Annotated in this window: 9 protein-coding genes and 3 tRNA genes; 8 read left to right on the top strand and 4 right to left on the bottom strand. The window is 72.2% G+C overall.

Annotated elements, in window-relative coordinates; translation table 11 throughout:
- The first annotated feature begins 98 nt into the window (after window positions 1-98).
- The 4 genes from AB0A95_RS02860 to AB0A95_RS02845 all read left to right on the top strand — a co-directional run bounded on the left by AB0A95_RS02860 (window position 99) and on the right by AB0A95_RS02845 (window position 1656).
- Complete coding sequence (locus AB0A95_RS02860; RefSeq protein WP_357553852.1) at window positions 99-902, top strand: fumarylacetoacetate hydrolase family protein; 804 nt, start codon at window positions 99-101, stop codon at window positions 900-902.
- A gap of 108 nt (window positions 903-1010) precedes the next feature.
- Window positions 1011-1082 (top strand) — tRNA-Gln (locus AB0A95_RS02855).
- A 135-nt stretch (window positions 1083-1217) separates the two neighbouring features.
- Window positions 1218-1290 (top strand) — tRNA-Glu (locus AB0A95_RS02850).
- A gap of 293 nt (window positions 1291-1583) precedes the next feature.
- Window positions 1584-1656: transfer RNA gene (locus AB0A95_RS02845), tRNA-Glu, on the top strand.
- 169 nt (window positions 1657-1825) lie between these two features.
- Here the strand turns inward: AB0A95_RS02845 and AB0A95_RS02840 are convergent.
- Window positions 1826-2512, bottom strand: coding sequence for an IclR family transcriptional regulator (locus tag AB0A95_RS02840; RefSeq protein ID WP_110562481.1), 687 nt, complete (start codon window positions 2510-2512; stop codon window positions 1826-1828).
- Window positions 2513-2561: 49 nt separating this feature from the next.
- Here AB0A95_RS02840 and leuC point away from each other — a divergent pair, with 49 nt between their 5' ends.
- The 4 genes from leuC to AB0A95_RS02820 all read left to right on the top strand — a co-directional run bounded on the left by leuC (window position 2562) and on the right by AB0A95_RS02820 (window position 7656).
- Window positions 2562-4007 (top strand): 3-isopropylmalate dehydratase large subunit, encoded by a 1446-nt coding sequence (gene leuC / locus AB0A95_RS02835; protein ID WP_357553851.1) that lies wholly within the window; start codon window positions 2562-2564, stop codon window positions 4005-4007.
- Window positions 4008-4021: 14 nt separating this feature from the next.
- Window positions 4022-4609 carry a 3-isopropylmalate dehydratase small subunit gene (leuD, locus tag AB0A95_RS02830; protein ID WP_357522189.1) on the top strand — a complete coding sequence of 196 codons (588 nt, stop codon included), beginning with the start codon at window positions 4022-4024 and terminating at the stop codon, window positions 4607-4609.
- Window positions 4610-4781: 172 nt separating this feature from the next.
- Window positions 4782-5495: an HU family DNA-binding protein gene (locus tag AB0A95_RS02825; RefSeq protein ID WP_357553850.1), complete on the top strand. Its 714-nt coding sequence runs from the start codon at window positions 4782-4784 to the stop codon at window positions 5493-5495.
- Between the two features lie 142 nt (window positions 5496-5637).
- Entirely contained in the window at window positions 5638-7656 is a 2019-nt protein-coding gene (locus tag AB0A95_RS02820) for an endonuclease/exonuclease/phosphatase family protein (protein ID WP_357553849.1), read from the top strand.
- Between the two features lie 68 nt (window positions 7657-7724).
- On the opposite strand, the gene AB0A95_RS02815 is transcribed toward AB0A95_RS02820, so the two are convergent.
- From AB0A95_RS02815 to AB0A95_RS02805, 3 genes are read right to left on the bottom strand one after another with little or no spacing between them, the layout of a single operon-like run.
- Window positions 7725-8603: an NUDIX hydrolase gene (locus tag AB0A95_RS02815; protein ID WP_357553848.1), complete on the bottom strand. Its 879-nt coding sequence runs from the start codon at window positions 8601-8603 to the stop codon at window positions 7725-7727.
- On the bottom strand, window positions 8591-10111 hold the full coding sequence (locus AB0A95_RS02810) for a CYTH and CHAD domain-containing protein (RefSeq protein ID WP_357553847.1): 1521 nt from the start codon (window positions 10109-10111) through the stop codon (window positions 8591-8593). Before AB0A95_RS02810 ends, AB0A95_RS02815 begins: the two co-directional genes overlap by 13 nt.
- A gap of 24 nt (window positions 10112-10135) precedes the next feature.
- Window positions 10136-12496: an RNA degradosome polyphosphate kinase gene (locus AB0A95_RS02805; protein ID WP_357553846.1), complete on the bottom strand. Its 2361-nt coding sequence runs from the start codon at window positions 12494-12496 to the stop codon at window positions 10136-10138.
- Window positions 12497-12548: the final 52 nt, after the last annotated feature.

The following is a 12548-nucleotide window of genomic DNA, read 5'->3' as shown; positions in this document are numbered from 1 at the left end:
CACCTCCCGCACCGGTAGGCTGCCGCCCGCTGACGGGTTGAGCACACCCCACGGCCGGTCCTGGCCGGTGGAGGCGTCGGCGAGGCTAGATTGGCCGGGTGCGTATCGCTCGTTTCGCCCATGCCAAGGGAATGTCGTTCGGTGCCGTCGAAGGTGAAGCGGGGGCCGGGCCGGAGGGCCTGACCATCGCCGAGATCGAGGGCCACCCGTTCGGCAAACTCTCCTTCAGTGGGGCCCGGTGGGCCCTCTCCGACGTTCGGCTGCTCTCGCCGATCCTGCCCAGCAAGGTGGTCTGTGTCGGTCGCAACTACGCCGACCACGCCGCCGAACTCGGCAACGAGGTGCCCAAGGAGCCGCTGCTCTTCCTCAAGCCATCCACCTCGGTGATCGGCCCCCGGGACGCCATCCGACTGCCGATCTTCTCCAAGCAGGTCGAGCACGAGGCGGAGCTGGCGGTCGTGATCGGGGCGCCGGGCGCGCGCCGCGCCGACCGGGCCGCCGCCGAACGTGCCATCTTCGGCTACACCTGCGCCAACGACGTGACCGCTCGGGACCTTCAGCGCTCCGACGGACAGTGGACCCGGGCCAAGGGCTTCGACTCGTTCTGCCCGATCGGCCCGTGGATCACCACCGGTCTGGACGTCTCCGACCTGGAGATCCGGTGTGAGGTGGGTCGCAACCCGGAGGAGATGGAGGTACGCCAGCTCGGCCGCACGAAGGACATGGTCTTCGACGTGCCGGGCCTCGTGTCGTACATCTCGCACGTGATGACCCTGCTGCCCGGCGACGTCGTCCTCACCGGCACTCCGGCCGGGGTTAGCCCGCTTGTCGAGGGGGATACGGTCACCGTGCGGATCGAGGGCATCGGGGAGCTCAGCAACCCGGTGGTTCCGGTCGCCTGATCGGTCGGATGCCCCTGTTTCCGCAGCTCACAGGCGGTTCGGGGGGATCCGATTTGGCCTGCCGGCACCGGGAGGGTAAAGTTCACTCCCGGCGCCGCAAGGGGCCAATGGGGTATGGGGTAATTGGCAGCCCGACTGATTCTGGTTCAGTTAGTCTAGGTTCGAGTCCTGGTACCCCAGCGCTACCGGAGTTCGCGAGAATTCCGGACGCTGGATTCTGACGGAGTTCGACTCCGCCCCTCCGGGGGCGGAGAGTGGTCTCCGGCAGAGTGCAGCTCCTCCGCCCGCAGGGGTGGGGGAGCGAAAAGTGGTTCTGGCCCCGTCGTCTAGCGGCCCAGGACGCCGCCCTCTCAAGGCGGTAGCGCCGGTTCGAATCCGGTCGGGGCTACACCGTGCACAGCCCGTCTCACCAGGTGAGGCGGGCTGTTTCGTTGTCTGTGCCCCGCTGCCGTGGGGGCCTTTGCCGGCTGGCGTGGGCGCGGCTGGTGGGCCCGGCTGGCGTGGGCCCGCACCCCGCGCTCGCCGTGGGCCAGCACCCCTCCCTCGCCGTGGGTCGGTAACCCCCGGCTGGCGTGGGCTGCGCCCCGGCTGCCGTGGGCCTGCACCCCGCGCTCACCTCAACCGGCGGTGCCGCTAGACTACAGCCGCACCGCTCGCGAGGGCGGTGAACAGGAAAGTTCTGGCCCCGTCGTCTAGCGGCCCAGGACGCCGCCCTCTCAAGGCGGTAGCGCCGGTTCGAATCCGGTCGGGGCTACACCCAAAGGCTCATCTCGCTCCGCGAGGTGAGCCTTTTCCCATCCCCCACCCCGCCCCGCCCCCCACCTCCCCGGTTGATCATGGAGTTATAGCCACTCGCCTCGGCGTGTCGTAGCTATAACTCCATGATCAACGCGACGGGGGTGGGGGGTGGGGGTGGGGTGGGGTTAGAGGCCGGATAGGCGTTGGCCGGCTCGCACTACGGCCATGGCGTGGCGTTCGCCGGGGCGGCGGCCCAGGCGCTCGATCGGGCCGGAGATGCTGACCGAGGCGATCACGCGGCCGGTGCGGTCACGGATCGGGGCGGAGACGCTCGCCACACCCGCCTCCCGTTCGGCGACGCTCTGCGCCCAGCCACGGCGGCGTACCTCGGCGAGGGTGCGCCCGGTGAACTTGCTGCGCGGCAGCAGCGGCATCACCGCCTCCGGTGGCTCCCAGGCGAGCAGGATCTGGGCCGCGGAGCCGGCGGTCATCGGCAGCACCGACCCGACCGGGACGGTGTCCCGCAGGCCGCTGGCGCGTTCCGCCGCCGCCACGCAGATCCGCTCGTCCGCGCGGCGCAGATAGAGCTGGGCGCTCTCCCCGGTGGCGTCCCGCAGTGCGGCGAGCAGGGGCTCGGCGGCGGTCAGCAGAACGTCAGGTGCGGCGTTCGCCAGCTCGCCCAGACGGGGCCCGGGCCGCCACCTGCCCTGGGTGTCCCGGACCAGCATCCGGTGTATCTCCAGGGCCTGGGCCAGCCGATGTGCGGTGGCTCGGGGCAGCTTGGTGCGATCAACGAGTTCGGCCAGGCTGGCGCCGTCGACACAGGCGGCCAGGATGACCACCGCCTTGTCGAGAACGCCGACACCGCTCATACTGTGTCCCACAAGCCGAAACTTACCTCCCAGAATTTAGGATGTCCAGATGGTGGGAGTCACTCCTGAGCCGAGGACCCTGGCCGAGAAGGTCTGGGACGCACACGTCGTACGATCCGTCGCTGGTGAGCCGGACCTGCTCTTCATCGACCTGCACCTGCTGCACGAGGTGACCAGCCCGCAGGCGTTCGACGGGTTGCGTCTCGCCGGGCGCCGGGTGCGTCGTACCGACCTGACCCTCGCGACCGAGGACCACAACACCCCGACCGGGTACGCCGACCCGGCGTTTCGCCTCCGCCGTGGTGACCTGCTCACCATCGAGGACCCCACGTCGCGTACGCAGATCGAGACGCTGCGCCGCAACTGCGCCGAGTTCGGGGTGCGGCTGCACCCGCTCGGTGACGACAACCAGGGCATCGTGCACGTGATCGGCCCGCAGCTCGGTGTCACCCAGCCGGGCATGACGATCGTCTGCGGCGACTCGCACACCGCCACCCACGGCGCGTTCGGCGCGCTCGCCTTCGGCATCGGCACCAGCGAGGTGGAGCACGTGCTGGCCACCCAGACGCTGCCGCAGAGCCGGCCGAAGACGATGGCCGTGAACGTCACCGGCCGCCTCGCCCCCGGCGTCACCGCCAAGGACCTGGTGCTCGCGCTGATCACCCAGGTCGGCACCGGTGGGGGGCGCGGGCACATCGTCGAGTACCGCGGCGAGGCGATCCAGGCCCTCTCCATGGAGGGGCGGATGACCATCGCCAACATGTCCATCGAGTGGGGTGCCAAGGCCGGCATGATCGCGCCGGACGAGACCACCTTCGCGTACCTCAAGGGTCGACCGAACGCGCCGCAGGGCGCGGACTGGGACGCGGCGCTGGCGTGGTGGCGGACGCTGCCCACCGACGACGGCGCGAGCTTCGACGCCGAGGTGACCCTGGACGCCAGCCGGATCACCCCGTTCGTCACCTGGGGCACCAACCCCGGGCAGGGGGCGCCGCTGAGCGCGCCCGTGCCGGACCCGGAGGACTTCGTCACCGACTCGGAGCGCGCCGCCGCCCGTCGCGCCCTGGCGTACATGGACCTGAGCCCCGGCACCCCGCTTCGGGAGCTGCCCATCGACGTGGTCTTCGTGGGGTCCTGCACCAACGGTCGGCTCGAGGATCTGCGGGCAGCCGCCGACGTGCTGCGTGGCCACCACGTCGCCGACGGGGTCCGGATGCTCGTGGTGCCCGGTTCCGCCGCCGTGCGGGAGGCCGCCGAGGCCGAGGGGCTGGACAAGGTCTTCGCCGACGCCGGGGCCGAGTGGCGGTTCGCCGGTTGCTCCATGTGCCTGGGGATGAACCCCGACACGCTGAAGCCGGGCCAACGCTCCGCCTCCACCTCGAACCGCAACTTCGAGGGCCGTCAGGGCCGGGGTGGGCGCACCCACCTGGTCTCCCCGCCGGTCGCCGCCGCCACCGCCGTGGTCGGCCGGCTGGCCGCCCCCGCCGACCTGTAGAAGGGACCGAGGAGATGGACAAGTTCACCACCCACACCGGCACGGCCGTGCCGCTGCGGCGGTCCAACGTGGACACCGATCAGATCATCCCCGCCGTGTACCTCAAGCGGGTGACCCGCACGGGCTTCGCCGACGGGCTGTTCAGCGCGTGGCGGGAAGATCCGACATTTGTCCTCAACGATGAAAGCTATTCCGGTGCGTCGATCCTGATCGCCGGCCCGGAGTTCGGCACCGGCTCATCCCGGGAGCACGCCGTCTGGGCACTGCGGGACTGGGGCTTCCGCGCGGTGGTGGCACCGCGCTTCGGCGACATCTTCCGCGGCAACGCCCTCAAGGAAGGTCTGTTGCCGGTCGAGTTGGAATTGAAAGCCGTCGAAGAGCTGTGGGACCTGGTCGAGTCGGATCCGACCACCCCGGTGACCGTCGACCTGACCGCCCGCCAGCTCCGGGCCGGGGACGCCAACTGGTCGTTCCCGCTTGACGACTTCAGCCGCTGGCGGCTGCTGGAGGGCCTCGACGACATTGGACTCACCCTCCGCAACGTCGCCGACATCGACTCCTACGAGGCCCGACGACTGCCGTTCCTGCCCTCCGTGGCATAGCCGTACGTCCGGCCGCACAGCGGATTTCACCCCCATCGGTCCGACCGGTGGGGGTGAATCCGTTACGACACAAGGGCTTTTTTCTACCGAATGTTTGTGTCCCGGCAGCACAGGGCATAACGTGCGCGCAGAATGGCTCGCGACGAGTCAGTTGCACAATCGGGAGGAAGTCGTGAACAAGGCCGAGCTCATCGAGGCGCTCGCCGTTCGCCTGGGGGACCGGAAGACGGCGACGAACGCCCTCGAGGCGGTCCTCACCGAGGTCCAGGCGGCGGTCACCAAGGGCGAGAAGGTGGCGATCACCGGATTCGGAGCGTTCGAAAAGCGTGTGCGTGGCGCGCGAACAGCGCGCAACCCGCGTACCGGCGAGGCGGTGAAGGTCAAGAAGACATCTGTCCCGACCTTCCGCCCCGGCGCCGGTTTCAAGGAGATGGTGGCCAGCGGCAAGGTGCCGAAGGCCACGGTGGCGGCGAAGAAGACCGCCACCACCACCGCCGCGGCCAAGACGGCCGGCACCAAGGCGGCGGGCACCAAGACGACCGGCAGCAAGGCGACAAGCGCCAAGGCGACAAGCGCCAAGGCCACGAGCACCAAGGCCACGGGCAGCAAGGCGACCGCGGCCAAGGCGGCCAGCAAGAAGACCGCCCCGGCCAAGGCGAGCAAGACCGCCACGGCGACCAAGACGGCCGCCAGCAAGAAGACCGCCCCGGCCAAGGCGAGCAAGAGCACCACGGCGACCAAGACGGCCGCCAGCAAGAAGACCACCGCGGCGAAGAAGACCACCGCGGCGACCAAGTCGACGGCGGCGAAGAAGACCACCGCAGCGGCGAGCAAGAGCACGGCGGCCAAGAAGGCCCCGGCGAAGAAGGCGGCCAGCAAGCGCTGACCGACCTTCTCCGAAAGGGCGTCCACCCGTTGGTGGACGCCCTTTCGGCGTACGCGGACCCGTTGACCCGGTCGGCTCGCTCGCGCAGAATCGCCGTGCCGGCCCCCCTCCGCCGGTCCGTCGACACCGAAAAGGGGCGCCGGTGCGCTACCGCCAGGTCACCACCGGGACGCTCGCGCTGGGCGTCCTGCTCCTCATCGACGTGCTGCGCGTCTGGCTGCCCGGCATCATCACCATCTTCGGTCAGGCCGCCTCCACCCCGGCCGAGCTGATGGGTGCGTTCGCCCTCGGCTGGTTCGTGCTCGCGATGGGCGCACCCGCGGTGGTCCGTCGGGTGGGCGCCCGCCCGGTCACCGTCGTCGCCGCCGTCGTGCTCGCCCTCGCCCGGCTCGCGCTCACCACCGCCCCCGGAGGGCGTACGCAGCTCTGGTTGGCCACCGCCGGGCTGCTCGCCGGGCTGGTCTGGCTGGTCGGTGTCGCCGCCGACACCGACCGGCCGGTCCCGGGGCTGGCGTTGGGGCTCGCGGTCAACGCGGCCCTGCACGCCGTGCTGGACACCTTCGACCTGGTCTGGCGGGGTGACTGGGTGGCCTGGCTGCTCAGCTCCGTCGCGGTGGCGCTGTTCCTGTTCGGCACGATTCGGCCCGGCGCCTGGGCGGAGGCAGAGCGGCCCGGTTCCCCGGCCGATGAGCCGCGGGCCGAAGTGGCTGGGTCCGGTGGCCGGGCGGGTGCTGGTGGCGTGCGGGCCTGGCTGTTGGCCGGGCCGGCGCTGCTGCTGGCCGCAATGGTGGCGCTCTCCCCGGCGCTGGCCCAGACCGGGATGTCGTACCTGGTCGCTGGCGACGGTGTGGCGCGCTCACCGCTGCTCGGCATGGCACCGGTGCCGGTGGCGGTCGCGGGGTTCCTGTACACCGCCCTGAACCGGTCGCACGAGCGGCGGGGCCGGGCGCTCGGGCCGGCGGCGCTGTTGGCCGGCGCGGTGCTGTTCGCCCTCGGCCAGGGTGACCTGCTCCTCCCGGCCATCCTGCTCGCCGCCGTCGGTCTCGGCGGCTGCCTCGCCCGCACCGACGACGCCACCCACCCGAACGGCGGCACCGACGACGCTGTCGGCAGCGCTGACAGCGCCGGCGCTGCCGGCACCGCTGGCGCTGATGGCGCGGATGACCGGCGGTGGGCGGCCCGGCGGGGGTACGCGGTCGTCACCGGCATGCTCGTCTTCGCGCTGGGGGCGGTCGGGTACTACTCCGCCTACGACCTCGGGTACCCCAATGCGGCGGTGCCCGTGCTGGTGGCGGTGCTGGTCGCCGTCGTGGCATTCGCCGCCCGTCCCGTCCCGCACCCCGTCCCCGGGCCGTTCCCCCCGCTGCGGGCCACGGCTGCGGTCACCGCACTGGCCCTGCTCGCGCCGGTGCTCGCCGACGACGTGCCGGTGGCCAGCAACCGCGAAGGTCCGCCGGAGCGGCTGACCGTGGTGGCGTACAACATCCGGATGGGTTTCGGGTTGGACGGCCGGTTCGACCTGGCCGGGCTCACCGCGGCCGTCGACCGGCAACGGCCCGACGTGGTGTTGCTCAGCGAGGTGGACCGGGCCTGGCTGCTCAACGGTGGGCACGACACCCTGGACCTGCTGGCCGACCGGCTCGGTATGGCGTACGTCTTCGGACCGGCCGCCGACCCGGTGTGGGGCGACGCGGTGCTCAGCCGTTGGCCGGTCACCGATCTGCGGACCCGTGCCCTGCCGGCCGTCGGGGCACCCACCGGCGCGCAGGCACTCGCCGTCACGCTGGACCTCGGTGCCGGCGTCCGTACCGCAGTGGTCAGCACCCACCTGCAACCTCCGCCCGGGCAGGGCCCGGTGGTCCAGGCCCGCGCGGTCGCCACCTTCGCCACCGAGTACGCGGCCGGTCGGCCCCTCGTGGTGGCTGGCGACCTGAACACGGAGCCGGGTGACGAGGCGTTCGAACAGTTCACCTCTGCCGGTCTGGTCGACGCGTTCGCCGCCGCCCGACCGATGGCGACGAGCCCCGCCGACGACCCGCGCGAGCAGATCGACCACGTCTTCGTCTCGCCCGGCCTCACCGCGACCAACCCGGTCGCGCCTCGCGGCACGGCCAGCGACCACCTGCCGGTCGCGGTGACCCTGACCCTCCCGCCCCGCTGACGCCACCCCGCTGACGCCGGCCGGCCGCCGCGCGCCGGCTCCCGGGGCCGCCGATCCCGCACCGGGCGCTACAGGCGGTCGGCGGCGAGCAGCCGGTCGCCGCTGAAGGCGAGCAGCCAACCGCCGCCCTTGGGGGTGGTGAAGTCCTCGTCGGTGCGGCCGGTCAACAGTTGCAGGGCACCCGGCAGCACCTTGCCCTGGCTGCACACCGCCACCTGCCCACCGGCGCTGGCCAACTCCAGCACCGTGGCGGCGGTGGCGAGGATCCGCTCGTCGGGCTGCTGGCCGGGCTGTGGCTCGTCCAGGTCGCCGCAGATCTCGATCGGCAGGTCGAGCAGTGCGGCGGCCGGGTCCAGGGTCTGCACGCAGCGTCGCGGCGACGCCGACACCAGCCGGGCCGGTCGGATCAGGGCGATCAGACCGGCAAGCACGCTCGCCTGGGCCCATCCCTCGGCGTCCAGGGGCCGGCCGACGTCCGGGCCGGACCAGGTGGCCCGTTTACCGGCGTGCGCGTGCCGGACCAGCGCGACAGTCGCGGTCACCGCCGGCAGCGCGGCGAACGCCGCCAACACCTCGGCGTCGTGCGGGTAGCTGACCAACCGGATCGCGTCGTCCACCGCGAGCCAGCGCATGTCGTCCACCTCGGTGTCCGGTTGGAAACCGCCGCTGTCCACCGCGAGCATCGACCAGTAGTCGACAAGCTTGGCCTGCCCCTCGCTGCGGTAGCGCACCGACGGCAGCCGGACCTGCGGTACGCCCCGCACGTCGGACTCCTCGGCCACCTCGCGGACCGCGGCGGCGAGTGCGTGCTCGCCCGGCTCCAGTTTGCCCTTCGGCAGCGTCCAGTCGCCGTAGCGGGGGCGGTGCACCACGCAGACGCGGACACCGTCGGCCGACGGCCGCCAGGGCACCCCGCCCGCCGCCCGGATGCCGGTCACGGCAGCCAACTGGTCCGCCGCCGTCGGGTGGCCCGGTGCCAGGCGCCCGGGAAGAGGGCCCGCATCCGGCGTACCGACTGGCGTTCCCGCTCGGCCAGCCGCCCGGCGGTGACCGCCAGCTCGTGGTCGTCCGGCCGCTCGGCGGCGATCTCCAGCCAGGCGTCCGCCGCCACTGCCGCGTCCTGGTGCTCACCGAGCACGTCCTGCACGCCGGCGAGGGCGCGGGACAGCCGGCGCGCGCCCTTGCCGACGGTCGAGGCCACCGCGTTCACCGCGTACCGGGCCTGTTTGCCCTCCTTGCGAACGGCGTGCCAGCGGTCGTCGGGTGACTGGGCGTCGAGTCCGTCGACGCCGTCCGGCCCGGTCAGCCGCCGCCAGGGCCGGGCCACCAGGGCGGGCAGCGCCTGCGCCGCGGGGGCAGCCGCCGCGCGGGTGAACCGGGGCGCGCGGGCGGCCAGCACCAGCGAGTCCACCAGGGCCAGGTAGCGCGGGGAGCGCAACGCCTCGTCGATGGCGGCCAGTGCCCGCCGCTGCCGTTGGGCGAGCACCTCGTCCAACCGGTCCACCGCGCCCTGATCGAGCGGGCTGAGCGGGTCGGCACTCGCGGTGTCGCGCAGCCGCTCGCGCAGCACCTCGGCGTCGCGGGCCGCGCCGAGGACACCGGCCAGCCAGCGCAGCTCGTCGCGCAGGGGGCGGGACCAGGCCTTGCGGAGCAACGGCTTGAAGGTACGCAGATCGCTGCGCAGTCGTCGGCAGGCCACCCGCATCTGGTGCACGGCGGTGTCGCCACCGCCCGCCGCGGCGCGTAGCCGGACCAGCGGGTCGTGCGCCAACAGTCGGCGGATCTCCTTGCGGACCGCCTCGGTCACCACGTCGCCGGCGCTCGGCTCGGCGGTCAGCCCGGCCGGCGCGACCAGGTCCGGGTCGGCCTGCGCCGCCGCGCCCAACGCCCGTACGTGCTTCGGGACGAACGAGCCGCTCTGGGCGCCCGCCTCGCGCAGCACCGCGCCGACCCGGTCGAGCAGCGCCCGGTCACCGGACTTGAACTCCACCTCCAACTCGCGGAACGTGCCGGTGGCGCCGCCGCCGTCGTCGAGCACTGTCACCCGGTCGTCCACCACCTCGGCGAGCACCGTGCCGGCACTGTCACACACCTCGTACGCGTGCCGGACCGTCCGGACCGTCGTCACCGGGGCCAGCGGCGCACCCCGGTGCAGGACAGTGACAAGCTCCACCAGCTCCGGCGGCGGCTGGCCCTTGGGCCCGGGGCGGGAGATCTCGTGCCGGACCCCCGGTGTCCCGGTCGGCAACTTCACCGTCCAGGGCAGGTCGTCGCCCCGACGGTGGCGCAGCGAGGCACCGGCGCGGGCCAGCCGCAGGTCGACAGTGTCGAGGTAGCGCGCGACAAGCGTCACCGGTGGCAGCTCCCGGACCCGACCCCCGGCCGGTGCCGTGGGGGCCAGGTCCGGCAGCACGTAGGCGTCGTCCACCTCGTACTTCTGTTCCTCCTCGACCATCAGTTCAGCCTAGGCGTTGATCGGTCAACTGGCCGTGCCACCGACCCGGCGCAGCAGCAGTTCCTGCAGGTGGGCCCGCGCTTTTGTGTCCTCGCTGGTACGCCGGGTCCAGGTGCCGTCGGCGGCCAGTTCGAACGCGTCCACGTCGGGGCTCATCGCGGCGGTCAGCACATGGTCCAACTCGGCGCGGGCGATCGGGTCGCTCACCCGCACCAGCGCCTCCACCCGACGGTCGAGGTTGCGGTGCATCAGGTCGGCGGAGCCCATCCAGAACTCGGCCTCGCCGTTGTTGCCGAACCGGAAGACCCGGGAGTGTTCCAGGAAGCGACCGAGGATCGAGCGGACGCGGATGTTCTCCGACAGGCCCGGCACCCCCGGGCGCAGTGTGCACATGCCCCGGATGAGCAGGTCGACGTGCACGCCGGCCTGGGAGGCCCGGTACAGCGCGTCGGTCACCCCCTCGTCGACAAGCGAGTTGACCTTGAACTGGACCAGGCCGGGCATGCCCAGTCGGACGTGTGAGATCTCCCGCTCGATCCGCTCGATGAGCCCGCTGCGGATGCCCTGCGGGGCGACAAGCAACCGCCGGTACGCGGTCTGCCGGCTGTACCCGGTGAGCACGTTGAACAGGTCGGTCAGGTCCGCGCCGATCTCCGGGTCGGCGGTGAGCATGCCGAAGTCCTCGTACAGTCGGGCCGTCTTCGGGTGGTAGTTGCCGGTGCCGATGTGGCAGTAGCGGCGGATCTGGTTGCCCTCCTGCCGGACCACCAGCGCGGTCTTGCAGTGCGTCTTCAGGCCGACCAGGCCGTACACCACGTGGCAGCCGGCGCGTTCCAGCGTGCGGGCCCAGCCGATGTTGGCCACCTCATCGAACCGGGCCTTCACCTCCACCAGCACCACCACCTGCTTGCCGGCGGCGGCGGCGTCGACAAGCGCGTCGACGATCGGGGAGTCGCCGCTGGTGCGGTAGAGGGTCTGCTTGATGGCCAGCACGTTCGGGTCGGCGGCGGCCTGCTCGATGAAGCGCTGCACGCTCGTCGCGAACGAGTGGTACGGGTGGTGCACCAGGATGTCCCCGTCGCGCAGGGTGGAGAAGACGCTGCGCGGCACCTCGCCCTCGGCGAGCCGGGGGTGCGTGGCCGGCACGAACGGCGGGTCCTTGAGGTCTGGCCGGTCGGCCTCACCGTAGACCTGCCACAACGCGGACAGGTCCAGCAGGCCGGGCACCCGCAGCACGTCCTGGTCGTCCATGTCCAACTCGCGGACGAGCAGCTCCAGCACGTGGTCGGAGATGGACGCGGCCACCTCCAGGCGCACCGGTGGGCCGAACCGTCGCCGGGCCAGCTCCCGCTCCAGCGCCTGGAGCAGGTCCTCGTCGCGGTCCTCGTCGACCTCCACCTCGGCGTTGCGGGTGACCCGGAACAGGTGACACTCGACCACCTGCATGCCGCTGAACAACTGGCCCAGGTGCACCGAGATCAGGTCCTCCACCGGCAGCATCCGTACGCCCGGCTGGTCCCGGTCCACCCGGACGAAGCGGGGGACGTTGTTGGGCACCTTCACCCGGGCGAACAGCTCCGAACCCCCGTCCGGGTCGCGAACCGCCACCGCCAGGTTCAACGACCGACCCGAGATGTACGGGAACGGGTGCGCCGGATCCACCGCGAGTGGAGTCAGGACGGGGAAGATGTGCTCCCGGAAGTAGGTGCGCAGCCGCTCCCGCTCGGGGTCGCCCAGCTCGGCCCAGCGCAGGATGCGGATGCCCTCGTCGGCCAGCTTGGGCAGGATGTCGTCGACGAAGCAGGCGGCGTGGCGGGCGCCCAGTTCGGCGGTCCGCTCGGCGATCATCTCCAACTGGGTGCGCAGGGGCAGCCGGTCCCCGCCACGCACCGGCAGGCCGGCGGAGAGCCGCCGCTTCAGCCCGGCGATGCGCACCATGTAGAACTCGTCCAGGTTGCTCGCGAAGATCGCCAGGAACTTGGCACGTTCCAGCAGCGGGGTGCGCTGGTCCTCGGCGAGGGTGAGCACCCGGGCGTTGAAGTCGAGCCAGGAGAGCTCCCGGTTGAGGAAGCGGTCCTCGGGCAGCGGCGGGGCCGCGGGCGGTTCGTCGTCGTCCTCCGGGGCGCCGGTCGGCAGGTCGCTCGGCAGGACCGGGTGGACGTCACCGGCGGCCGGGCCGTCCGCCTCGATCACCGGCGCGGGGTCGAGGACCTCGTCCAGCCCGGAGGAGGCGCCACCGGGGTCGTCGGCGAGGGTGTCGGCGCGGGCGGCGCCGGCCCGCTCGGCACGGGACGGGCGGAAGCGGCCGTCGGTGCCGCGTGCGCGGGAGCCGTTGCGGAGGTCGGTGGCGGGCGGGTTGGCCGGGTGTTCGCGAGGGGTGCTCACCCGCTCATAATCACCCGATTACGGTAAACGCAAAATGAACTTGGGCTCGCCG

The organism is Micromonospora sp. NPDC049230 (assembly GCF_040647875.1).
Classification (GTDB): Bacteria; Actinomycetota; Actinomycetes; order Mycobacteriales; family Micromonosporaceae; genus Micromonospora.
The sequence above is the reverse complement of the archived record's forward strand: the minus strand, read 5'-3'. Positions and strand labels throughout refer to the sequence as shown.

Bases quoted from the DNA above. Each gene is read 5' to 3' on its own strand.
- leuD (WP_357522189.1), top strand. From the start codon at position 4,022: ATGGACAAGTTCACCACCCACACCGGCACGGCCGTGCCGCTGCGGCGG.
- AB0A95_RS02840 (WP_110562481.1), bottom strand. From the start codon at position 2,512: ATGAGCGGTGTCGGCGTTCTCGACAAGGCGGTGGTCATCCTGGCCGCC.
- leuC (WP_357553851.1), top strand. From the start codon at position 2,562: ATGGTGGGAGTCACTCCTGAGCCGAGGACCCTGGCCGAGAAGGTCTGG.
- AB0A95_RS02810 (WP_357553847.1), bottom strand. From the start codon at position 10,111: ATGGTCGAGGAGGAACAGAAGTACGAGGTGGACGACGCCTACGTGCTG.